The following is a 24240-nucleotide window of genomic DNA, read 5'->3' as shown; positions in this document are numbered from 1 at the left end:
CCTGTACGAGAGTTCAGGCTTTTTTTTGATCGTGAAAGGATTAACTCCATCTACTTTCGTGCCGATGTACGTCTGCATGTCTCTGTATTCTTGATATCGTTACTTATCAATTTCTACAGACATTACGACAGCGATAAGTAGACTATAAAGATCAAGTATGGTTAGATCTAAGAAAAGGTATTGATGTATAATTACACTAGATACAACAAATACTTAGATTCATTAATTCCTATCAAATTCAAGTGACAAGGTAATTAGTCTATCCAGCAACAGGAATTGATTGTTCTCTTTGAGTAATTCTTTATTAATTTTTTCAGTACAAAAATCCAAGAATGATGAAACTCTATCGTCCTTAATTATCAGTAGCTCATTTAGTTTCTTATTGTTCAAAAAAACAGCTTTTTCAAAAAGGGAACTCAACTCTGGGTAAGACGCGTAATTTTCTTCCTGTATCGGTTTTTTCTGTTTTTTATTCGACAATTTGTTAATCCGTTTTATGATCTTTACAACATCTACCAGTCCATTTGACGGTGTTTCATAGGCTTGCATATTTTTATCAATGTCATAAGCTAGTTGTTTAGCAAGAATCATATTATACTCTTCTTTGTCAAATTTTTGAGTATTTACGGTTATCTCAGCTAGGTTGTTTATACTTTCCGTCAAATTAATCAGTATTTTTTCTTCGAAATGGTATTCCTTGAGGACGATGGTTTTTGTTTTATAGAATATTGATGTGAATGAAACAGTATCAAATACTTGTGCTTTAATTTCAAAATAGCCTTCTTGATCTGAATATGTTACAGTTCCATTTGAAATGTTAGAAACAACAATATATTGGACTGGAATATTTTCTACACTCAAAGTTCCTTTCAAGCTTTGAGCATATAATGAATTGGCTGTAATGAAAAACAGTATTGACACTAAGGGTATTGTGAAACTATTGTTACTGATAAAACTCAATCTGCTAACTATTTTTTATTGACTGTATGATAATATGATATAAATTACCCAGGATCATATCTGATAATAAATGTAGGACGTCTAATTTTACTAAAAGTTTTAATATAATAGATTAAACGAGAACTATGAATAGCTCAAAACTGAACAAGATTATTTTTATTGTCAATGTGTTCGCTTTATTCTATTTCTGTTTGTTGGTAGTTGCTTCTTCTATGAATTGGGGCCCGCAAGCGCTTCAAGTCATCGGTGAGATTATCACCTTGCCGCTAATAGCTGTCACATTTCTCTCATTACCCTTCAGTATTTATTTCATGATTAGGAGAATAAAAAACAAATTTACCATGCCCCTTTTCATATGCTCCTTGATTTCGATAACAGTAATAATTATCGCAACCATCAACCAGATGTAAGCCAGCAATAGGCACAACCTTATTCGCAACTTACCATAAGATTTGCGATCTTTAGATCTTAATAAACCGCCATTGGATTCTCCCCACATTAATCCCTTTCTCAAACGCACGAAAAGCACTGTTCACATTTCAGCACTTTACAGTGATTTAAAGGATGGGAAAATTAGCGCGTTAAGTAAGGCCATTACATTAGTAGAAAGTACCGCTGTAAATGATTCCGCTTTCGCGAAAGGAATTTTGAGCAAGGCCCTTCCCCACTCTGGAAAATCCTTTCGTTTAGGAATCACAGGTGTTCCAGGCGTTGGAAAATCCACTTTTATTGAATCTTTAGGCAAGCAATTAATAGCTTCAGGTAAAAAGGTAGCAGTTTTGGCGATTGACCCATCGAGTAGCATCACCCGCGGTAGCATTCTGGGCGACAAAACGCGCATGGAAGAACTAGTGAAGAGTGATCAGGCCTTTATACGGCCCAGTCCTGCTGGAACAACATTGGGCGGTGTGGCTAGAAAAACGAGAGAAGCCATCATTTTATGCGAGGCTGCGGGATTTGACTTTATCATTATAGAGACCGTGGGTGTGGGTCAAAGCGAAACCGCAGTCCACAGCATGACGGACTTTTTCCTATTGCTCAAACTAGCCGGTGCCGGTGATGATCTGCAAGGTATCAAACGCGGGATTATGGAAATGGCAGACCTCATAGTCATCAACAAAGCAGATGGCGAAAATAGAACTGCAGCAAAACATGCAAAGCGAGAATTTCAAAACGCTCTACATCTCATGCCGCAAAAAAATCAATATTGGTCTACAAAAGTTCTCACCGCCAGCGGACTCAATAACGAAGGGATTGAAGAGGTGAGTGAAAAACTTAAAGAATTCATTGCAATAACCATAGAGAACGGGAATTTTAAAAAGCGTAGAGATAAGCAAGAATTATTCTGGCTGCATCAAACCATAGAAGATAGATTGAAGTCAGAGTTTTATAATCAAACTAATATTGAAGAGCGCATCAAAGATCTTGAAAGTCAAGTTCTACAGAAGAGAATTACTGCTTTTGAGGCTGCAGAATTATTATTGGGTCATTAATCGGGCAATTGCTCCCCACTTATGAATATCAGACTTTTATTTTTATTTCTACCTTTTCTATCCTTATCGCAATCAGTTCAAATTCAAGATTCTCAATCTAAGGAATCCATTCCCTTTGTGAATATCTGGATTAAGGGCTCACCATCTGGAACGACCTCTAATGAAAATGGGAGGTTTGAGTTGGTGATGAAGGTTGGGGATACTTTGGTTTTGAGCGCTATTGGTTATGAGCGGTCAGAAGTTCCATATAGATCCTTTGAATCTACTGTTACAATGAATCGTTCTGTGGAGCAGTTGGATGCGGTTGTGATTAAGAGACCCAAGGTTGAAAAGGAACAGACTTTTGGGAAAATACAGTTAAGTAGATATAACGTTGCGTTTGGATGCTACGATAACCCATGGATGATAGGCTCTAATCTACCATTTAAACCTGAATATGAAGAAACCCCATATTTAAAAACGGTAGTTATTGCTACTAGTAGTGACGTTGAGAACGCGAAATTTGGAGTAAGATTCTTTAAATCCTCAGACAGTCTTTTTAAAACTGCTTTGCAAAATGAACCCATTTACATCCTTGCAGAAAAAGGCAACCATAAAACCAAAATTGACCTTTCTGATTTGCGAATTCGATTTTTAGAGGAAGGGATGGTAATAGTCTTTGAATTTCTAATTATTCCATCAAATAAATATGAGTTCAGAACAAAGATGCGTGAGACAGGAAAGAAGATAACGATGATTTCTTACGAACCTTCATTTTATTTGCGAAATGATATTCAAACAAGCAACACCACTTTACAATATAGTAAAGGAAAATGGCAAAAAAATATTCGATTTTCAAAGGATAAGAAGGAAAGTGAGCTTGCATTACAACTGGTGATGACCAACTAACTTATATAGGTCGGTGCTGCTACTTCATATTTCACTTAGAAAAATTAAAAATTCTCTATAGAAATCAATTGGTGTAAACTCTTTATAAAGCGCTTGATTAAATCACTCTGGAGTAACATCCGATTTTAACCTTGTTATTAACTCAATAGCTTCATCTGCAAGATGTTCTGTTAAACCTACAGAGGCGCTGGTTTGTATCAATCTTTTCTTGTAAAATTCAGGTAGGGCATTGAGGGATTTGTCGTCATCGATGATGATGAAATTACTGGTGAGATCATAAGAATCAAACCAATTTAAGAGTTCCTCTTTTCGATTTGAATTGGTGGTATTTTCAGGAAGTCGGTGTATTGCTACCATGGGAATTCCTCTGACTTCAAAAATTCGTTTCCACTCTTCTAGGGTGTAATGATGTTTGTGCGAGGTGGTCAGAACAATGGTAGCATTTGTACTGGAGAGAATTTTATGGAGCGATTTAGTAGCGAGTCTGCTGAAGTCCGGAAAGCTATCTTCTAAAATCTCAAGTTTTCTCCACGAGTTTGCTGGCACCATTACTCCATCGATGTCTAAATATATCAACATGGAACTAAAGTACTAAAAGTTAACTTGTGATCTCAATCAACTTCTCAAGGCTGATGTTATTAAATTCCGCATCATCTTCATTAAGACTGTATATTTTTTCTGGAGTGTCCCATTCTTCTTTGACAAAATTCACCTCTGACCATTGCCACACTCTCGTTGCAGATGTTTTAGAAGATTTAACTCTGCCCAGTGTTTTCCCTGCTAGTATTGAGCTCACGTATCTATGATGACCATCGATTAGCAGGTTCTCACACACTTTTATGTCATCAAATCTGACACCTGCTTTCATTTTCCTAGACATTCGGTAAATGATAGGAATCGATAATTTTTTATGTGTGGAGAAGAGCTCTAGGTTGTTTGCTTCCAGTGCCTGCATGATGGAAGCTTTCGTTAAATCAATCATTGTGATTGAAGTTAGATTTTGATCCGTATTTCGCTTTCGCGAAAGCGAACAAACGATAGCACAAAAAACCTAATAAAATTCCCATCAGAGCACCCATCAAGATATCACCCAGATAGTGTAAACCTAGATAAACGCGGCTATAGGCAACGAGTACCGCCCAGGCAATCGTGATGCCGCACAACCATCGATTGCTTTTCCAAAACATTAGAATAACAAATGTTGCCAAGCCAATCGCGCTACTCGCGTGAGCACTATAAAAGCCAAATGTACCACCACTGCGACCCACTTTTGAAATGACTCCTTCCAGTGCTGGTTCTTTAAATGGTCTTAATCGTTCGATTCCCTGTTTAAATACATTAGCCATTTGGTCACTGGCAGCAATCAAGATCGCTATAGCAACGAGGCTTATGAGGGTATTTTTCCAGCCCAATTTCCTGTAGAAAAAGAACAGTAAAATTACATAGAACGGTATGGAGTACCATTTATGGGTAACAATGTTAAAGAACAGATCAACGGCATCATTTCCCCAATCATTCAAGGCAACGGTTGCTTCCCAATCTATCTCTTTCAGATCATTCATTCTCGTAAAAATTCATCTGCTCGTCGTAAAAGCGACTGGCTTCTTCTATGAGAACTTTAGTTTCTTCTTCCAGTTCTTCTTTATCCTTTTTCTCGATCTCTTCTAGAAATTCAAGTTCGTCATCTTTAAGGTTTATCACAAATCTGGGATAATCCAGGTGAATGATAAAAATATCATCGGGAAAATCAACGTTATCTCCCAACAGGAATCTAGGAAGTTGCATATGAGTAAGTATTATGTCGCAAGCTAAGAAATTCTGAATTCAGAACTCTATATTCAGAATTGGAAAAACTAAATTTGTTACCATGCAGCAAAAACTCACCGCAGACGATTTAAAGAAAGCTTATAAAGGTAGACCCGTAGTAAAAGGTGTTTCCCTTGAAGTCAATCAAGGCGAGATTGTCGGACTTTTAGGCCCCAATGGCGCTGGTAAAACCACGACATTTTACATGATGGTAGGACTTGTCAAGCCCACAGCCGGTAAGGTATGGCTCAATGAAACCGAAATTACCAAGTATCCCATGTACAAAAGGGCACAAAACGGAATAGGCTATCTAGCTCAAGAGGCCTCTGTTTTTAGGAAATTAAGTATTGAGGATAATATCATGGGTGTTTTACAATTGACAGACCTTTCTAAAAAGGAACAATTAGAACGTCGGGATATGTTGTTGGAAGAATTCGGCTTGACCGACAGGCGCAAGCGTCGCGGCGATTTATTGTCAGGTGGCGAGCGCCGTCGTACAGAGATTGCGCGTGCACTCGCTACAAACCCTAATTTTATTTTGCTGGATGAGCCTTTCGCAGGTGTAGATCCAGTTGCTGTAGAAGACATTCAACGTATCGTGGCGCAACTGACTAAAAAGAACATTGGCATCCTGATAACGGACCATAATGTTCAGGAAACACTTGCCATAACAGATCGCACCTACCTGATGTTTGAAGGTAAAATTCTAAAGCAAGGCAGCCCAGAAGAACTTGCAGAAGACGAAGTTGTACGCCGGGTTTATCTAGGTCAGAACTTTGAATTGAGGAAGAAAAAGATTTTTGAATAGGCGTGGTTTGGAATTGAAACCAAAAACCAAATCGTAGTGGAAATTGAACTCAAATCCAGAACTAAAGACAGAATACTCCACGTCAATCGTGGAGTGGCAAACCTCCATAACGGTTTGAGTTTTTGAGCGTGAGATCCATTGCCTGTGGCATTTCTCCAAATGGAAACAAATGGTTAAAGTTTGATTCAATAATTTAATTAGCAGGAATTATCGTCCTTCTTTCGAGCCTTTGCACTGAGCCTGTCAAAGTGGAAGTTAAGAGATGTGTATCACGGTAAATTGCATCTGAACCCCATCTCAAATCCTGAACTCTGTATTTAAGGATTTTAGGGATTGCTCAACCTGTACAAGACAATTATATTTTAGTACCTTTATTTAAATTATTCTATCATGGATCTGCAGACAAGAAAAATCGAACTCGTACAGCAATTCTTAAAAATTGAAAGTGAGGAAGTTATTTCAAGTATTGAACAGTTGCTTAAAAGCAGTCAAAAAATATTAGAAGATGATCGATTCAAACCCATGACCATGAAAGAATTCAATGCGAGGATTGATAAGTCAATGGAAGATTCAAAGATTGGGCACTGGATAAGCCAAGAAGATTTGCTTGAAGAGATGAAGTCTTGGTAAGAAATATTGTTTGGCTAAGCTTTTCTAAGACAATGTTGACTGAAATCTTTACCCATTATTCAGAAATTTCTAATAAAAGAGTCGCAAAGAAATTGATAGATGGAATTGTCGCAGAAGTTCAAATTTTAAAAGATCAGCCACTAATTGGTCAAATCGAACTGGCTTTAAATGATCGTACTAAACAGTTGAGATATTTAATTTTCAAAAGTTATAAGATTATCTACTGGATCAATGAAGATCTTAATCAAATTGAGATTATAGACATTTTTGACGCCCGTCAAAGCCCAACTAGAATGAATCGCACCACTTAAATAGCGTCGATTTTAGAAATATTTTTAAACAAATTTTCTGGTTAAGCTATTATTAACACGATCACCTGAGTACCAAAGATGGTGACTGGTACACTTTCTATTTTTTTAGTGGCTTTCATTCTAACACAGCAATTCTGTGAATAATCATTAAAATGAAATGGTTATCTAAGCTCTTTACTTAAATTGTTATCAACCAAACTCATAACCACATACAATACAATAATACAGGGCACAGAATACAGCTTCAGCGTGAATATCATCACCAGCGATAACGCTAGAAAGATCCAGCGTATTTCGTTCCCATTGAATCCAAAACTCTTGAACTTCAAAGCAAATAAGGGTAATTCTGCATTTAACAGAAAACAGCTTAAAGCTGTAATCGCTAGTAAAATATAAGGATTATCAAGAACTGAATACACCCAATCAATTTCAGTAGTTTGGGCAATAATCCCTAAGGATATGATCAGGATCGCATTTGCAGGCGTAGGAACTCCTATAAAAGAATCCGTTTGTCGGGTATCAAGGTTGAATCTAGCCAGACGCAACGCGCTTGCAGCGGTAATCAAAAAAGCTAACAATGACACAAATGGGTGTGCAATCACATAATCTGCAGCAGCAGTTCTAAACGCATATGCATCTTCCAGTAAATTAACGCCCAGCGCATCATTCAGCATTTGATACATCACAATTCCCGGAACAATACCACTGGTGATAAGATCTGCCATGGAATCCAACTCTCCACCCAGCGGACTTGATACTTTTAGTAGTCGGGCAAAAAGTCCGTCAAAAAAGTCGAAGAATATTCCAGCAGCGACAAAAATACCTGCCGTAATAAGGTCATCATTAAATGCAAAAACGGTGGCAATACAACCGCACAAAAGATTGAGAATTGTAATACCGTTGGGAATCCATTGTTTCATATCTACAAATATGCATAAATTTCCTGCTGTCTAGAGCCCTGTAGCTAGACAATATCCACAACATTATTAAGTTATTAAGGGATAAACCTAGATATTTGCGATTAGATCTACCATGCCTTTGAGGACTTCAATTTTTTATGTGATTCTTATGTGTTCCGCTTTCGCGAAAGCGCAAACCTCAAGAGCCTATTCTAACGAATTTCTTAATATAGGGGTCGATGCAGCAGCATTGGGTATGGGCAATGCCGTGGTAGCAGGAACTGGTAATGCTAATTCTGGTTATTGGAACCCTGCAGGTTTGATGAAATTAGAGCAGAAAGAACTTTCCCTAATGCACGCCAGCTATTTTGCAGATATTGCCCAGTACAATTATGGCTCGTTTGCAATGCCTATCGATGACCGCAGCGCATTTGGGTTTTCTATCATCCGGTTTTCTGTAGATGATATTCTGAATACCACGCAATTAATCGACGATCAGGGAAATATCAATTACGATCGCATTTCCACTTTTTCAACAGCAGACTGGGCTTTTACCGCCTCTTACGCGCGAGAATCCAAGCTTGACGGCTTTTCTTATGGCGCAAATGTAAAAGTGATACGTCGTGTGATAGGAGATTTTGCCAGCTCATTCGGTTTTGGGTTTGATGTAGGAATCCAGCTAAAACGCGGCGGCTGGCAACTGGGATTGATGGCAAGAGATATCACAACAACCTACAACACCTGGTCCATCGACGAGGAAGAATACGCTACCATCAGCGGTGCTGTGGCGAACCAAAACCAAGATCTTCCAGAAACCACAGAAATAACCTTACCTAAATTACAACTGGGCGTGGCGCGCGAGTTCATTTTCCACTATGACCATGTCCTAAAGGCAGAAGTTGATTTAAACATGAGGTTCATCCAGACAAACGATATCATTTCCAGCAGTGCCGTGAGTGCCACACCAGCAATCGGGCTTGAATATGGCTATACAAATCTAGTATTCGTGCGCGCTGGCGTTGGAAATTTTCAAAACGAACTACAGCTGGATGGCAACGACAATGTGACCTTCCAGCCCAATATCGGTATCGGATTTAAATACAAAGGCATCGCCATCGATTATGCGTTAACAGATATAGGTGATTCCAGCGCTGCACTTTATTCTAATATTTTCTCGTTGAATATTGATTTGTCTGTTTTTAGTAGGTAGGTTTACAAGTCACATTGGTAAAAGCATTGCTGCATAATTCTTATTTTTACAGGAATGTTGATCTAGAAAACTTAATTGCATAAATATTCCATTCATTAAATTATATCGCTTTATGAAAAAATCAAATACTTTTTTAATAGGCTTTATTTTAGAACGAATAGACAGAATCCAATTGTTCCTTCAAGGTAAAGAAATAGAAGAATTTTCGAAATCTGAAATATTGCAAGACGCGGTGATTCGGAATCTTGAGGTCATCGGTCAAGCTAGTAAGGATCTGTCAGAAAAATTTAGACTACATCATCCTCAAATAAAATGGAATCCAGTTATTAAAATGGGTCATAAACTGGAAAAAGAAACATCACAGATAAACGCAGATTTTTTATGGACTTCAATTGATCAAATCATTATGCCATTTAAAACAGATTTGTTAGAACTATCGAATATCACTGAATGAAAAACATGATCCTAGCCATTCTTTCCGGCCTTCTTTTATGGCTGGGCTGGCCCACTTACGGCATCCCACTATTACTTTTTGGAGCCTTTATACCGCTATTGATTGCCGAGCGTAGGATCAGAAATGGAATACCCAAAGCTCGTGGCTGGGAAGTATTGGGAACGGCCTATCTGACATTTTTTATCTGGAATATGGCCACGACTTCCTGGCTCTACTACTCCACTCCGTTCGGGATGTGGTTTGCCGTTTTAGTAAACTCCTTATTGATGGCGCTGGTTTTTTGGTGTTATCATTTATTTGCACGGCGTGCCACTACTGGCGCGGCATTGACTTTTTTAGTTTGCTTGTGGATCGGTTTTGAATATTTGCACTTGCACTGGGATTTCTCCTGGCCGTGGCTCAATCTGGGCAATGGATTTAGTGAATACACCAGCTGGATTCAATGGTACGAATACACGGGAACTTTCGGCGGCTCTCTGTGGATCTGGGTTTCCAATTGTGCGTTATTTTTATTGATAGCCCGCTTTCGCGAAAGCGGAATCAAATTCAATAAAGTCATCGCCATCAAATTTGTGCGTATTTCCTTAACCTGCATTGCACTTCCCATTATTGTTTCCCTTTTCCTGAAACCAGGTGATGAGATTCTTGAAAAAACAGCCGAAGTCATTGTCCTCCAGCCTAATATTGATCCTTATGAGGAAAAGTATGAATTGGATAACGATAGTCTGGTCGGTCTGATTGAAAAACTTGCCAACCAAAAAATTACGCCCAACACGGATTTTGTCATCGCTCCAGAAACCGTTTTAGCAAAATCCATTGAACTTAACTCCGTTCCTTACGATGCCAGCGTGAATAGATTAGCTTCCTATATTGCTTCCCATCCCAAGACTTCTTTCTTAGGTGGTATTTCCATGTTGGACAGTTTCAGGGATCAATCCAAATCAACAAGACAAACTAATTATTACCCCAAAGGAGATTTTTATTATAACGATTACAACAGCGCCTTATTCTTAAAAATAAATACTGCTCCCGAATTATACCATAAATCCAAGCTCGTGGTAGGTGTTGAGAATTTTCCATACAAAGGAGTATTACAACCCATTCTAGGCGATGCCATGATCGATTTAGGCGGTACCGTGGCGACTAAAACCACTCAAGAAACCAGAGCAGTTTTCACGTCGCAACAAGGCAGCAAAGTAGCTCCAGTGATATGCTATGAGTCCGTTTACGGTGATTATGTGAGCGGTTATGTCAAAAATGGCGCACAGTTTCTCGCTATTATTACGAACGATGCGTGGTGGGGCGATACGCAAGGTCACAAACAACATTTAAGCATCGCAAGATTACGCGCCATTGAATCCCGACGCTGGATCGCCCGTAGTGCCAATACCGGGATCAGCGCGATTATTAATCCATCCGGTAAGATCGTGGATCAGTTGGATTATGAAAAGCAAGGTTCCATTAAAGCAACCATAGGCCTATCTGATGAGATTACGTTCTATACCCAGCACGGCGATTACATAGCAAGAATTGCGTGCGGTATGGGAATATTCATTCTGTTGTTCGGGATTTTCAAGCGTGGAACGATGAAGCGTGGTTAGGTTTATTGCTGGCGATGGTTTTATTGGTTTTTACGGCATTTGCATTTCATTCTAGTTTTCAGAAAGCTTATGACACTAGTATTCTGAATTTGCACTGTCACCCTGAATTCATTTCAGGGTCTCTTGAAACGGAGGTCGGATATTGTCCATAATGGAAATTCCTATGATGCAATGGTTAGCTCTAAGGTTGCTGCTCCATTTCAAGATTCGTTGATAATTACAAGCCTTAACACTCTAGCATGTTCCAGGAGATGCTGAAATACTGAAATGAATTCAGCACAGGTAAATTCAGCATGACAAATAATTAAAATACTGAAATGAATTCAGCACAAATAAATTCAGCGGGACAAGTGCCGTTTTTATTGAACAATTAACTTCAGGCTTCTGCTAAACAACTATTCTCGACACTTCGAAATGCTCAGTGCAGCGCAGCGCTCGAAGACACATTTGTCTATTTACTTTAAGTTTAAAGTTCATAGCTTTTCCATCGGTATAAAATAAACATTTGGCACAGCGCATTATGAATTGGTGGTTCATTAGATTTAGAACATCTTCAACCTTTCCGACCAGCAAACGCTACCGCCTTAACTTCCCACCTTTCCTCTTCTGATGAAAGGAACTTTTGATCCCAGCATTGAATCAGCATAATTGTAATTTGATAAGTTTACAATTTTTCCAATCGGCAATAAAAAATCACGACTTGCAACAGCAAATCAAGATTGGACAATTTTGTGATTTGTGATTTGTGATTTGAAGCTTGATATTTTAACCTACTGTCCTTTTAAAAAAATCACCGTGCTCAACGTCTTTACTAGAATTCTAATGTCCAAGAAAACGCTTCTTTTCTTAATGTAGAATAGATCATACTGAAGTTTCTTCAAGTGATCTTCATAGCTATCACCATAATTGGCTTTCACTTGTGCCCAGCCGGTCAGGCCGGGTTTTACTATATGTCTAGTCTCGTAAAACGGAATTTTTTCAGTTAGGGTTTTTACGAAGACAGGTCGTTCAGGTCGTGGACCTATGACACTCATTTCGCCTTTAAGAATATTGTAAAACTGTGGGAATTCATCAAGTCTGGTGATGCGAAGAAATTTACCAAAACCAGTAACTCTTACATCTCGCTTAACCGTAAACTGTGCACCATCCACCTCAGCATCCAGTTTCATAGTACGGTATTTAATAATCTTAAATGGTTTACGGTTGCGTCCCACCCTGATCTGGGTATAAAACAAAGGTCCTCGATTAGCGATGGCATTACCGATCAGTACAAACGGTAAGAATAAAAGACCCAATACCAATCCTACTACTCCCGCAACGACATCAAATGTCCTGTGATAAACGCGGTACAGCTGATTCTGATTGCTGCGAGCAAAAGGGAAATATCGGTAAAAATCTTTACCGGTGAATGTCACGGGCACTCGGTCTGTCATTTCTTCATACACTTGAGTGTATTCCCTTACGGAAAAACCATTCTCCACCAATTCAATGAGCCATGAATAAATTTCAGGAGTAATTCCTTCTGAATTTGAACTGGCTATCACAATTTCTGAAACACTTTGCGTGCTTAGTTTTTCCATTGCTTCCTCCATACTTAAGACGGTAAGACGGTCGTCATAACCCATTTCAATAGAGGTGTCCGTGTTTATATAGCCATCAATCTGATAATTAGGATCGGCAGCCTGAAGGCTTTCTGCAATATCGAGAGCATCCGTGGCATCAGCAACTATGATGATCCGTTTATAAAACCTGGAGCTTGCAAATAATTTAATGTAAACCGCCCGCCATAACATTAACGAGCCTGTGATGGTCATCACAAAATAAAGAATCTGCAACCTGTTATCAGGAAGTATGGGTGTAATGAAAGGCGTTAAGAGATATGCCAGCGAGGTTAGAGCTGCCGTATAACAAACACTGCGCAGAGAGCTGTTGATGCGACTGGCCTTTTGAAGGTCATAGAGTTCAAAAACATTAGCAAAAAAGAAAAGATATACCGCTAAAACTATGGAATATAACCAGTGGTCTGTATTGATTTTAAAATAAGCCAAATCAAAAATAGAACCTATCAACTGCAGTGTGATCAGTACCACGCATAAATCAATGATACGCAAGAGAATCTTACGCTCAGAAATTTCAAAGTGAATGGAGCCAGTTTTGGTCATTTTAGGGGAATATCAAAACGGAATCAAAGATATCCTTTATCTACCTAATAGTTTATGCCATTGAATTTTGATGTAATTCCAGTCTAGTTTTTCCACGTAATCACGGCCATTGTTGGATAGCAAATGTGCAAATTCAGGATCTAATAACAGTTTTATTATAGCGGTATGCATTGCAACCGCGTCGCCATCCGGAACTAAGAGACCAGTTTCCTGATCTTGAATTAGGTGGGCAATACCGCCTACATTGGTTGATACTACAGGTAATCCTAATGCCATTGCCTCTAAAACACTCACCGGCATATTGTCAAATCGGGATGTGTTTATGAAAATATCGCAGCGTTTACTTTGTTCGATCCATGCATCTTTAGTAAGCAAACCGGTGAATTCGATACTAAGTTTTTTGGAGGTTGCAAATTCTTTGCAGCGTTGTAAACTGCCGTCCTTTTCTGGTCCTACCATTATTAAAGTGGCATCTGGAAACTCCTTTAGTAGCAATTCTAGCACTTCTATTGCCATTTGTGGATTGTAGATATCGGCAAAGGACCGCACCCATAAAAGTTTCGGTTTTAATTGCTCGCGTGGCAAGAACGTATAGTTTTCTAAGGCAATGGAATTAGGTATGACCGTGATGTTGTGATATCCCGCTTTCGCGAAAGCGGACTTTAAATAATTACTAGGACTTACCACTTGATAGCTAGCTTCAAGAAATTTACGAATCACCTTAGGATGCGATTCCAACCGCTGGGGAAGGTTGCCGCCGTGCAGGATAGGAATGTATTCCAACTTATAAATGCGACATAATCGAGCCGTCCATTCGGCATACCAGAAGTTGCGGGTACTGTAGGTGTCTATCAACACGCGATCTGCCCAATTCCTGTTTTTATGCACCGTCCACAGCATGTCCATCAATCTAAAAATAAGATTCTTTTTAGAGGAAGCCGTGCGCAGTACAGCACCATCTTTTTCTAATAAATATGCCAGCGTATCAATGGTAGTGGCAGTTTTACCATGAATCGCTAATTTATTGCCTATGTAAATAATGCGGGTTTTCATACCGACTGGGGTTGCAATCTGGGATTAGGATTTGTGGGAAGTTTTTTACGCTTTTTCCAACGTTTGACCGCAGCATTTGATATTTGACGTTTTTTATTTGGTATCACATTTAACAAAGCCAGTCCGTAGAAAAACGAAGGTGCCGCAATACGCATCGCGCTGTGATTGATCGTGGCAAACCAAAAGATCAAAAACGCATAGAAATACAAATTGCGACGGTGGGACAATCGATAGATGAGCGGAGTGAAAATCAATACGAGAAGCGATAATATCCCAATGGCACCATGCTCTGATAGCAGTCTGCTGATTTCATTATGTGACGCAGCAAGAATCCCTTCCTTTCTTGCCCGGTAATATCTTACTTGACCTGCTCCTATTCCCGTTATAGGATTTTCTGCAAACGCCTCTAGCTCGATGGATATGAGTTGTTCCCTTCCCGTACTTAAATCCTCCTTAACCCTTCCCGCTGCATCTTGATTTGCATAGCGCTTATCGATTAAACCATTAGTTACCAGTGATGTAAATCCCCAAACCATACCTAGACCTATCACTAAAACACCTAATTTAGGCAGCATGGCAATTCTAAAGGTGGATCTCTTCATTAGGAAAATGACAATCACCGTGGCTGCAATCATAAGACCAGCCGTAATAACGCCACCTCTTGAAAAGGTTACCCAAGCCCTAAAAGTCATGCCGAAGAGTAATACAATATCAATGATATTGATCCAGAAATTGCGCACCCTTAAAAACCGTACAAAACAGATAAACATTCCTATGCCTAGCGCCGTCGCCACCTGGTTAGGACCATAGCCGCCTGATGCAGCAAAATTTGAACCTGTTCCCGTAATGGTATCCCGAATGTCTGGTGTGACCAGAAACAAATAGAGCGTCATCATTGCGAGAGGACCCACCGATAATTTGAGGATTTCCTCCAGTCGTTTTTCCGTTATTTTACGCTGATAACAATATATCGCGACAACTCCCAAGGTTACTGGACCGCTTAAATTAAAAGCAACGGCATTCTTGAGGCTTTCGCCCAACGGGATGAGCTGGGAAGCGATTACAATACTGGGCACCAGCAATAATAAATAGATAATATAGGGCAAGGATTTAATAGAAAAACCTCTGTAAAAAATCCCCAGCACCATAAAAAGTAGCACGAGGTATTTTATAAATTCATAGAATAACAAACTATTCGTCATTCTGAGAAATACTTCCCAGCAGGTCAAATAACAGGCCGCCAGCAAAGCCTCGTGGGCACGATCTGCATTAGAAAATATGCGTAATAAAAAATAGACCGTAACTACATAAAATAAAACGGTAGCGGTAAAAGGAAACAGCACAACCAGCAACGCCATAATTAAATGGGCTGCAATAAGTATAGGATAGGGAAGTTTTTCAACCTTGATCATTTACACCTGATATATTTGGAGTAATTCGGTTAGGTAATTTTTTTCACTGTAGTGCAAATCTACTCTTTCCTTCAATCCATTACCGTATTGGGAGTGCAGTTCTGGATGATCCATTAATTCCATCAGGGCATTTTGCAATTCGGGATGGGAGTTGGGTTTCACAAGGATCCCTTTATCTTGAACCACTTCCCTACAAGCGCCCACATCAGTCACAACGACTGGCAATCCAGCCAGTCCATATTCCAGCAATGCCAGCGGCAATCCTTCTGAAATTGATGAGAGCACACCTATTGTCGATTTATTTAGAATGTCGTCTACATCAGTGCGCGATCCTAAAATGTGAATGCTTTGCGATAGCTGCTTAGTTTCAATAGAGGCCCTCACTTGCTGTTCGTAATCATCGCCAAAACATTTACCCACCAACAGCAAATCCCAGTCTGCATAGCGCTCCTGAATTTTTTCCCAAACATCTATCAACAGCAATTGGTTTTTTTGAGGCCTTAAGTTGGCTAAACACACAAGCCTTTTTCCCTCTATTCCAGGAATGAGTTGGCTTTGCTTTTTGTTTGAAACTTCCGCTTTCGCGAAATTTGCTAAAAAGAAAATTTTATTTCCTAACCGATTTTTTTGCGCCCATTGCAATAGCTTCCGATTTACAACAATCACTGAATCGGTTTTTTTGCACATCAACTTAAGAAATCTTTTAGGGCGGTTTTGAAGGAAATCGGCATTACCGTAATGGTCGTGCCAAATGAAAACCAAATGCGGTCGCAACAATTTCAGAATCCATCCCGTAAAAATGGAAGTGCTGTGTGCATGAATGTGAGTAATGGCATGCTTTTTAATAAACCTATGAACCCTTAAAAACCCTGAAATTCCGATTTTACCAGTACGGTTTGCAAACAAATATCCAACACCAGGTTTCAATCGATCCTTTAAAAGTCCCTCTTCTCTGGTCGTACACAAAGCAGAGAATTCCACTTTATCCTGCAATCCGTTCGCTATATTGACCGCCATTCGTTCTGCGCCGCCTGGATGTAAGCTATCAATGATTTGTAGGACGCGCATGGGATCGTTTAGGAAAATGCTAAGGTAATGGGTTGAAGTGGAACGTGGAAATTCAAATTGAAGTAGGTGGGCACCATTGTCCTTTGGACATTCTTCAGAATTAAAAATAAAAAGAAAATGAAAAACAACCACTCATGCGCTGGCCTCCTTTGTCTTCGACATTTCCTCCAGCAGAGGAAACAATATGTGAGAAGATTAAAGGTTTGACATAAGATGGGCTCGGTTGTCGCTACGCTCTAACCTTGCTGACTTAAGACATAAGACTTTTCTGATAGAGGAAACGAGATGGGTGTTTTGAATTTCAATGGGAATCGGAAACATCTACCTTCAACAAATAAGTCCTTTGTCTTATGTCACGAGAGTTACCGAAGGAAACAAGAGTCATCTTTTGTCAATTCAATGCAAACGGGGTACATTAAACTCCGAAACACCACTGAACCGTCTGTCCTCAACCGTCGGTCCGTCGGTCCATCAGAAAAACTCACTCGGGCGCTGGTCTTCTTTGCCTTCCGCATTTCCTCCTAATTAAAAAGAAAATCAAAAACAAAAAACAACCACTCATGCGCTGGCCTCCTTTGTCTTCGGTATTTCCTCCGGCAGAGGAAACAAGGTGTGATGGAGTTGGTACAGTTTTATTGAAAATCTCCAACCCATCTGCCCGTTGGGCATCTTCCCAAGGGGAAGAAAGTCTTGATTGAAATTATCGGCTACATTCATTTTCTGCATCTCAAATATCCTTGTCATGCTGAACTAATTTCAACGGTTTCGATATTCTTGTCATGCTGAATTTACCTGTGCTGAATTCATTTCAGTATTTCAGCATCTCTTGGAACTGGCTGTAATTTTCAGTTTAGCAATATTTCAACAGAATCCCGATTTTAACAGTTGACCTGATTTGAATCCTGATTCAAGAAACTCTGAACCAAGTTCAAGTTGACAAGTCGTGATAGAGTTAGGGAAATGTTATTTCAGTAATTCTTCAATGCACTTTTGAAAACCTTCCATGGTATATTGTTGGGACCACTTTTGGGCATCTTTTGACATTTGCTCAAATTGGTCAGGAGCTGCTATTAATCCCTTGATCTTCTCCACCGTTTCTTGCACGGAGTTAAAAAGAATTCCTCGTGGATTATCAGAAATGGAAGGTGCATTTATATTCAACATCCATGGGACGAAGCTTACGGGAGTTGCGATGGGAACACAACCGTGCCACATGCCTTCTGCTACAACTTTCGGCCAACCTTCACTTTGGGAAGCTAGAAAAACGAAGTGGGCTTTTTCATAAGCTTGTTTTAGGACCTCCGTTGGTTGGTTACCGTGGAAATGGAATGTATTTGAAATTGAACTGTCAAGCCGTTGCAGAACGGCTTCGCTTGACGGTGTAACGGAATCTTGTGTAAAAGTAGTTCCGGTCGTTGGTTCTAAATCCTTGATAGTTGAACTGTTCTCGACTGCGCTCGAACTGACATTGCAAGCGTCTTCGGCTGAACTCTGAACTCCAAACTCATAACTAGGTTCACCAGACTTCGAATGAAGTTGCTTAAATTCCTCCATCATAGGCCCATCGCCATAAAAGTGTGCTTCTGATGGGATGCCTTGTTGGTTTAACTCTTGAACTAGTTCTACCAACAATTGTGGGTTTTTATTTGGGGCAAGCGTTCCAGCGAACACGAATTGGAGTGGAAAACCGAGTGTTTTTTTATACTTCTGAATCTCTTTCTCGCTATAGGTAGCGGTAAAAAACGATTTGACGTTTTTACTTTGGTTGGGCCATTCTCCGTAGGCCATTACCGTGGTGTTCTTTGACCATTTCGGGCTAGCGAACAACCATTTTTGAAGCCTGTATGATAATGGCTGTTTGGAATTGGGATCCCAATTACCAGCGTATTTAACCGTTTTGCGTTGGCTTCTTTTTTTGTTGAAAAAAGAATAGCCAGCACCTATTATTCCTGCCAGCAACGCAAGATTCCCAGGTGCCCTCACATGAATGTGGTCTGCTTTTTTAAATGCTTTCCAAAGTAATACCGTTTGAGAAGGAGTTGCAATCAAAGATTTCAACGCTGATGACCATTTGTGAAATTCGAGACGGATTACTCTTTGATGTTGGAAGTTTTGGTTTGCGAATGGTTTCCATAGTAGCTTTTTAGAATATTTAGCGGGAGATAAAATCGTTACCTGCGAGACCTGTTTCATCCATAAATCCATCTCCTTGACATAAGGAGCATAGGCCAGCTTCAATCCATCTCTTTCAATTATGGGTGCATCAGAAATCACCAGCAATTTCATAAAATATATTCTTGACTGTCCAGATCACTCACTTTTATGGCAGGAACTCCCATAACTGTTGTTCCACCCTCTACGTTTCGAGTGACAAGTGAATTGGCTCCTATGACCGCGCCATCGCCTATGATTATATTTCCCGCAACCACAGCATTAACGCCTATATAAACACGATCCCCTATAGTTGGTACTCCGCGATGCTCTTTTCGGCCGCTAACGCCTATCGTTACTCCTTGTGAGATATTGCAGTTGGAACCTATAATGGCATTAGCATTGATAATAATCCCTGAATGATGCCCTATATAAAGACCTTCCCCTATTTGGGCACTGTAAGGCAAGGTGATTCCGGTAAAAATTTCAGCTTTTTTCTGAAATAGCACTCCGAAGAACAAAATAACTTTTTTGAAAATCGACGGAATGTTTGACACATAAACGGAATTAAAAAGCCTGTAGTAAAACAAGGCCCACAAACCCTGCTGAGTCAAAAGCATAACTAGCGCAGACTTCCCACTATAATCGGTGTATCGTTTTATGTCCTTTGCGTATTTCACTCTTTAGGTTTATTAAATAAAAGACTAAATAAACCCACCGTTCTTCCCAGAAATTCACGGAACGATCCAGCAGCGTCTTTTGTGGTAAATATATTGAGAAATCGAATGGCTGTCAACAGAATGGAAATCAGCCACCATTTAGTGGTTTCTTTGAAAGTTGGGGATGGATTAAACGTATGCCATACAAACCAACCGTTGCGCGTCACCATTATACCATAATGGTATAAATTAGGTCTGCCTTGTGGATTGTGGTGGTGTTCTAATTGAGCTGCCGTATTAACGTACAGCTTACCAATCTTTGATAATCCCAGCGTAAAATGAGCATCCTCATACAAACCATAACCCTCAAAGTATTCAGAGAATTTATGTTTATCCAAAATATACTTTGGAAAGCTGGAAACACCACCCATTAGATGGTTAACCTCATAAATTTTTCCCGATGGCGGAAAAAAGCTAATCGATCTACCGTGACCAAATGCCGGATAATTCCCTGGAGCCGTCTTTTGAATCAAACCCAACTTTCGCCTTAATTTATATCTGGAACTTTCCCTACGACGATAACCGTCAAAATAAAAATGATGGAGATCTGCTGGATTGTTTTTTTTGGATGGTTCCCAAGTTACCTCATTTGTAATATAGCCGCCCACTCCAATGGCCTCTGGATGTTTTTTGTAGGTCTCCAGCAGTTTTTGAAAATAATCAGGCTGCAAGATCACATCATCATCTAAAAAGCAAACGATATCTATATCTTCAGTTACCCTGTCAATTCCATAATTACGTTGTTTGGTCAGACCACGATGCTCTTTTAATACTTTATAGTACTGTAAGTTTGGGATTTTGCTTTCGGTTCGGCTACGCTCACCGCCCGCGCGAAAGAGAACTGATGTTTCATTATCAGTGCTGCCATCCACAATGATGATCTCATCCATATATCGTGATTGACAACCTACAGTTTCCATCAATTTCATGATCGCGTCTGGTCGCTGGTAAGTGCAGATGATGAGGGAGAATTTAAGATTCAAAGCATGGCTTTTAGACGATCATGAATGTGACAAAAATAATGATGTCTCACTAAGTTTTTCTCGTAAAGCTTTCTATTTGACTGTTGTAATTCTATAAATGAACTTTCATCGAAACTCCTATGGAAAGCTATTAATTTTTCGACTACGTTTTCTGATGGTTGGACCAGACAAATATGCTCCTCCCAATTGATTCTTTCTTCTAGAGGCAAGGAGCAATTCGTATCTACCAACACGGGTATACGTCCACAAGCCAAAGATTCATAAAAGCGTACAGAAAAATTCCCTGCACCACGTAGGCAAAATGTGTAGGGCGAGTTATTTAAGTTTTGAAAAAACTCTTGAGTGGTTTTCTCACGCTCCAATATGCTATGTGCTCCTGCCCTATATTTATTTCTAAAGATAAAATCTGTGTCGATAACTCGGGAAGCCTCTAATTGCTGAAGATAACGGAATCGTTTGCTGGCTGAATTATAAATAAATTGAGTATCCGAATCATCCTTGCCTAATTTGCGAAACAGATTATTTTTTAAGGTTGAGCCAACTATACGAAGTTGCTCTTTCCAACCAGCAGTTGCAAATCCCGTAAATGAAATATTAGGATGTTTAGAATATGGAAGATTTTTCAATTGTATCTGACCATGTTGCACTGGATCATCAATAAATGCTGGAAGAATAATCGTTTGTTTATCATTAGTATTTTTAAATCCACCAGTACGCCATACGATGATCTGTGAATCATAAAATGATTTTCCATAATCTCCAGCCGTATACACCATTAGCTTTTTATGATGGGATTCAGCTAACTTATAAAGTTTTTTGTAGGCTGATTGTTCCTCTTTAGTGGTAATCTGAAAGTAATCGAAAGGGAAAATTAATGCATCTGCGAGGTCAGGCCTGTCGACTAATTTGTAGTTTTCATTAACGCTGGGATGAGCCCGTTCAAAATAATATAGATCAAAAAGCAATGGATGAACCTTACTTCTATTCTGTGGCGTTAGCAAAGCCTCCAATGTATAAAGCCTGATCATAATTTAGCGGCATATTTTAAACTAAGAGCCCATGCTTTTTTAAAGTTGACGTAATGTTTCCAAGGGTTTTTACTACCTAGAGCTGGATATAATTTCATACCAAAACTTAGTTTATATCCCAACATCTGCTGTAGTGTGGTATGTTTTTGCCTAAAGTACATGATCTGCGGTGCTGGTTTAGGTGGCATTTTTTCCTTGTTCCATTCAAATACATGTGGAGTCCTAAATCCTCCAATTGGCGCCTTTAAATGCGCTATGTGAATTTGTGGAGCGTAAATTATATCATAACCAGCATTCCTGATTTGCATGCCATAATCTACATCCTCGCCATAACCATGTTCCAGCGCGCTATCAAATCTACATTTTGAGAAAACCTCCCTGTGCACCATAGAACATCCAGATCCAAAGGACTCCCACTGCTTGTACGTTTTCTGGTGTTCCCTGTCATCCTTTTGCAAGTAGGCTGTATTTAAAACCTTAGCACTAGTGATTTTTAATGTTTCAAAAATGCGTTCAAAAATATTCGAGTCAAAGCGTGCGTCATCGTCAAAGAACATCACCCAAAGTGCACTCGTGTGGGAGATCGCTATATTTCTAGCGTTACAAACTCCAGTTTTATGAATGAACTTGTGTTTGATTTCGAAAGGCCAGTCCTGTTCTTGTAAAAATCCTAAATCGCTTTTAGATTGTGGATCTGCATTTTGCTCAATGATCACAATCATCTCCGGACGGCAGGTTTGTTTTGCAAAATCTTTAAGAACATTCTTTAAATATTCTGGCCTTCCCATTGTAGGAATAATTACATCATAAGGATTATCAATGTAGGCTTTCTGTTTTGAATCCTTTTGTAAGCATTGTATAGTAAAACACCAATTACGTTTTTTAAAAAATTGCGCATTCACAAATGCGAATAGAGGCAAACGATGCTCATAAATGATGTGAGATAGTAATAAAACCAATGTCCATCGCCTTTTGTAGTGCTGCGCAACGAACCGGTAAACTTCACTGGTCGTTAGTTTTTCCAGAGTGTTATGTGTAGGGATTTGATAGCATAAAACACCTTGTGGCCTTAAAATTTTCGCAACAGAGTTGATCCAATACAAAAGATTTCCGGTTTCTGGAAATTTATCTGACAACTGATTAATAAGTGCCGCATGCATGTAAAAGAAGCTTGTACTCTTTTTCCAGGTAGGGTAGATCACATTAGGATTGATCTTGATAAAAGGCGAGTCCTCCACATATCCGAAATCTGAATTCAAATCTGTCGTGGTGGAAATCAACACATTTTTTCCTTTTTTTGCCTTAATCGTCTCTATGAATACTGTAGGATCAAGTCCTGTTCTATGAATGACAAATTCTGTATCTGGTTGTTTGCGAGCTAAGTCATACAACTGAGCCACCACGGTATTCTTAGTTCCATTATCGCTCGTGATCCTTCCGTTATGGTGTTCTAGAATTATCATTGATAAAATAATTCATGGTAATGAATTAAGGTTTTCTTCACTACTACATCTGTTGAGAATTTCTTTTCTACCTGTTGTCTTGCAGCCCTACCCATTTTCAAGCGCAATTGTGGATTTTTCAGTAATCCAGTTACTCTAGCAGCATAGGCTTGATGATCTGTGGGATCAATTGTATAGCCGGTAACTCCATCTACCATTATCTCATTCGCCCAACCTATATTACTGGTAACCATTGCCTTTTCCATTGCCATGGATTCAATCCAGGTCATGGGCAAAGCCTCTGCATAACTGGGCAAAGTTACCACAGTTGCCACTGCAATATGTTCCTTTATGTTTTCATATGGAACTTCTTCAATAAATTGAGTTCTAGCAGCAGCTCTCTGGCTTTGTTGCTTTTTAAGCAATTCAATAGTTGATTGTTGGCCCAAGATATCAATCGTATCCTTTCCTATCAATCTGAGCGTAGCCGTTGGCACTCGCTCTACGAGTAGATTGAACATTTGGATCAAGTCAAACACGCCCTTTTTACGGATGACTGTTCCAAAATATAGAATTATACCATCATTACTCTCGTCCACCTTAATAGGTATGAAAACCGATGTGTCTACCGAGTTAAAAATGGTGGTTATCTCTTTTTTTAGGTGGAAGAGTTTTCTAGTTTCTCGAGCCGTAAAGCTACTGGCAGAAATGAGGTACTTAGCATTTTTAAGGTTGAGCTTCTCGAACAGACGATTTTTAAATTTTTGATTGCGTCCCTCTAATTTGCAGAAATAGGCATCACTACCGTGAAAGCGAACCACTAAAGGAACGTTTATATTCATAAAAGCGGTAATTCCAGTCCAGTCTGGCACTTCTATGATATCAATATTTTTTTCTTGGGTTACTTTATTTACATAACGACTTAAATGTTTTTTATAAAAATACCAGTTCATTAAAGGAAATGCTTTTTCCTTGATCAAATGAATGGTCACTTTATTTTCAAAAACTATTTTATTAAGCTTCTGGTAAGCTACAAAAACGGTTACCTCAACATCGTTAGCGGCAAGCGCTTCTGCCAGATTTCTGATACTAGTTCCCAGACCACCGCTGCGAGTTGCATTTATAATAGGATATTCTGGGGTAATGAAGGCGATGTGCATTG

The 24240-nt window shown here is 39.4% G+C and carries 24 protein-coding genes; 8 read left to right on the top strand and 16 right to left on the bottom strand.

Annotation, left to right across the window (positions count from 1 at the left end; translation table 11 throughout):
- Positions 1–222 precede the first annotated feature (222 nt).
- Positions 223–921, bottom strand: coding sequence for a peptidase associated/transthyretin-like domain-containing protein (locus tag IQ282_RS12495; protein ID WP_194852210.1), 699 nt, complete (start codon positions 919–921; stop codon positions 223–225).
- 521 nt (positions 922–1442) lie between these two features.
- Here IQ282_RS12495 and meaB point away from each other — a divergent pair.
- Both meaB and IQ282_RS12485 read left to right on the top strand, forming a co-directional pair.
- Entirely contained in the window at positions 1443–2453 is a 1011-nt protein-coding gene (gene meaB, locus IQ282_RS12490) for a methylmalonyl Co-A mutase-associated GTPase MeaB (RefSeq protein WP_228547324.1), read from the top strand.
- A 21-nt stretch (positions 2454–2474) separates the two neighbouring features.
- Positions 2475–3341, top strand: coding sequence for a carboxypeptidase-like regulatory domain-containing protein (locus IQ282_RS12485; RefSeq protein WP_194852208.1), 867 nt, complete (start codon positions 2475–2477; stop codon positions 3339–3341).
- A gap of 102 nt (positions 3342–3443) precedes the next feature.
- Here the strand turns inward: IQ282_RS12485 and IQ282_RS12480 are convergent, their stop codons facing one another.
- From IQ282_RS12480 to IQ282_RS12465, 4 genes are read right to left on the bottom strand one after another with little or no spacing between them, the layout of a single operon-like run.
- Entirely contained in the window at positions 3444–3920 is a 477-nt protein-coding gene (locus tag IQ282_RS12480; protein WP_194852207.1) for an HAD domain-containing protein, read from the bottom strand.
- A gap of 19 nt (positions 3921–3939) precedes the next feature.
- Positions 3940–4323, bottom strand: a complete 384-nt coding sequence (locus tag IQ282_RS12475; RefSeq protein WP_194852206.1) for a hypothetical protein — start codon at positions 4321–4323, stop codon at positions 3940–3942.
- Entirely contained in the window at positions 4316–4903 is a 588-nt protein-coding gene (locus IQ282_RS12470) for a phosphatase PAP2 family protein (RefSeq protein WP_194852205.1), read from the bottom strand. Before IQ282_RS12470 ends, IQ282_RS12475 begins: the two co-directional genes overlap by 8 nt.
- On the bottom strand, positions 4896–5126 hold the full coding sequence (locus IQ282_RS12465) for a hypothetical protein (protein WP_194852204.1): 231 nt from the start codon (positions 5124–5126) through the stop codon (positions 4896–4898). Before IQ282_RS12465 ends, IQ282_RS12470 begins: the two co-directional genes overlap by 8 nt.
- Before the next feature lie 82 nt (positions 5127–5208).
- On the opposite strand from IQ282_RS12465, the gene lptB reads away from it, so the two are divergent.
- The 3 genes from lptB (at position 5209) to IQ282_RS12450 (ending at position 6896) form a co-directional block, all read left to right on the top strand.
- Positions 5209–5955 (top strand): LPS export ABC transporter ATP-binding protein, encoded by a 747-nt coding sequence (lptB, locus tag IQ282_RS12460; protein ID WP_194852203.1) that lies wholly within the window; start codon positions 5209–5211, stop codon positions 5953–5955.
- Between the two features lie 390 nt (positions 5956–6345).
- Positions 6346–6585 (top strand): hypothetical protein, encoded by a 240-nt coding sequence (locus IQ282_RS12455; RefSeq protein ID WP_194852202.1) that lies wholly within the window; start codon positions 6346–6348, stop codon positions 6583–6585.
- A gap of 32 nt (positions 6586–6617) precedes the next feature.
- Complete coding sequence (locus IQ282_RS12450; RefSeq protein WP_194852201.1) at positions 6618–6896, top strand: type II toxin-antitoxin system RelE/ParE family toxin; 279 nt, start codon at positions 6618–6620, stop codon at positions 6894–6896.
- Positions 6897–7057: 161 nt separating this feature from the next.
- Here IQ282_RS12450 and IQ282_RS12445 read toward each other — a convergent pair whose 3' ends face one another.
- Complete coding sequence (locus IQ282_RS12445; RefSeq protein WP_194852200.1) at positions 7058–7816, bottom strand: CDP-alcohol phosphatidyltransferase family protein; 759 nt, start codon at positions 7814–7816, stop codon at positions 7058–7060.
- A 148-nt stretch (positions 7817–7964) separates the two neighbouring features.
- Between IQ282_RS12445 and IQ282_RS12440 the strand changes: the two genes are divergently transcribed.
- From IQ282_RS12440 to lnt, 3 genes are all read left to right on the top strand, one after another.
- Positions 7965–9005, top strand: a complete 1041-nt coding sequence (locus tag IQ282_RS12440) for a putative type IX sorting system protein PorV2 (RefSeq protein ID WP_228547354.1) — start codon at positions 7965–7967, stop codon at positions 9003–9005.
- Positions 9006–9117: 112 nt separating this feature from the next.
- Positions 9118–9459, top strand: a complete 342-nt coding sequence (locus IQ282_RS12435) for a HepT-like ribonuclease domain-containing protein (protein ID WP_194852198.1) — start codon at positions 9118–9120, stop codon at positions 9457–9459.
- Positions 9456–11060: an apolipoprotein N-acyltransferase gene (lnt, locus tag IQ282_RS12430; RefSeq protein WP_194852197.1), complete on the top strand. Its 1605-nt coding sequence runs from the start codon at positions 9456–9458 to the stop codon at positions 11058–11060. The genes IQ282_RS12435 and lnt overlap by 4 nt, the downstream gene beginning before the upstream one ends.
- A 770-nt stretch (positions 11061–11830) precedes the next feature.
- Here the strand turns inward: lnt and IQ282_RS12425 are convergent.
- The 10 genes from IQ282_RS12425 to IQ282_RS12380 all read right to left on the bottom strand — a co-directional run bounded on the left by IQ282_RS12425 (position 11831) and on the right by IQ282_RS12380 (position 24238).
- Positions 11831–13222 carry an exopolysaccharide biosynthesis polyprenyl glycosylphosphotransferase gene (locus IQ282_RS12425; protein WP_194852196.1) on the bottom strand — a complete coding sequence of 464 codons (1392 nt, stop codon included), beginning with the start codon at positions 13220–13222 and terminating at the stop codon, positions 11831–11833.
- Positions 13223–13258: 36 nt separating this feature from the next.
- Positions 13259–14275 carry a glycosyltransferase family 4 protein gene (locus IQ282_RS12420; RefSeq protein WP_194852195.1) on the bottom strand — a complete coding sequence of 339 codons (1017 nt, stop codon included), beginning with the start codon at positions 14273–14275 and terminating at the stop codon, positions 13259–13261.
- On the bottom strand, positions 14272–15687 hold the full coding sequence (locus IQ282_RS12415) for an O-antigen ligase family protein (RefSeq protein WP_194852194.1): 1416 nt from the start codon (positions 15685–15687) through the stop codon (positions 14272–14274). Before IQ282_RS12415 ends, IQ282_RS12420 begins: the two co-directional genes overlap by 4 nt.
- Positions 15688–16755, bottom strand: a complete 1068-nt coding sequence (locus tag IQ282_RS12410; RefSeq protein WP_194852193.1) for a glycosyltransferase family 4 protein — start codon at positions 16753–16755, stop codon at positions 15688–15690.
- A gap of 963 nt (positions 16756–17718) precedes the next feature.
- Positions 17719–19041: a glycosyltransferase gene (locus IQ282_RS12405; RefSeq protein WP_194852192.1), complete on the bottom strand. Its 1323-nt coding sequence runs from the start codon at positions 19039–19041 to the stop codon at positions 17719–17721.
- Positions 19038–19586 (bottom strand): serine O-acetyltransferase, encoded by a 549-nt coding sequence (locus IQ282_RS12400; RefSeq protein ID WP_194852191.1) that lies wholly within the window; start codon positions 19584–19586, stop codon positions 19038–19040. The genes IQ282_RS12405 and IQ282_RS12400 overlap by 4 nt, the downstream gene beginning before the upstream one ends.
- Complete coding sequence (locus IQ282_RS12395) at positions 19583–20608, bottom strand: glycosyltransferase family 2 protein (RefSeq protein WP_194852190.1); 1026 nt, start codon at positions 20606–20608, stop codon at positions 19583–19585. Before IQ282_RS12395 ends, IQ282_RS12400 begins: the two co-directional genes overlap by 4 nt.
- A complete protein-coding gene (locus IQ282_RS12390) occupies positions 20605–21636 on the bottom strand; it encodes an exostosin domain-containing protein (RefSeq protein WP_194852189.1) in 1032 nt (343 codons plus the stop codon). Before IQ282_RS12390 ends, IQ282_RS12395 begins: the two co-directional genes overlap by 4 nt.
- Positions 21633–23099, bottom strand: a complete 1467-nt coding sequence (locus IQ282_RS12385) for a glycosyltransferase family 2 protein (protein WP_194852188.1) — start codon at positions 23097–23099, stop codon at positions 21633–21635. The genes IQ282_RS12390 and IQ282_RS12385 overlap by 4 nt, the downstream gene beginning before the upstream one ends.
- Positions 23096–24238, bottom strand: coding sequence for a glycosyltransferase family 4 protein (locus IQ282_RS12380; protein ID WP_194852187.1), 1143 nt, complete (start codon positions 24236–24238; stop codon positions 23096–23098). The genes IQ282_RS12385 and IQ282_RS12380 overlap by 4 nt, the downstream gene beginning before the upstream one ends.
- Between the last annotated feature and the right edge of the window lie 2 nt (positions 24239–24240).

The sequence above is a fragment of the Nonlabens antarcticus genome, from assembly GCF_015356755.1.
GTDB classification, from domain to species: domain Bacteria; phylum Bacteroidota; class Bacteroidia; order Flavobacteriales; family Flavobacteriaceae; genus Nonlabens; species Nonlabens antarcticus.
The sequence above is the reverse complement of the archived record's forward strand: the minus strand, read 5'-3'. Positions and strand labels throughout refer to the sequence as shown.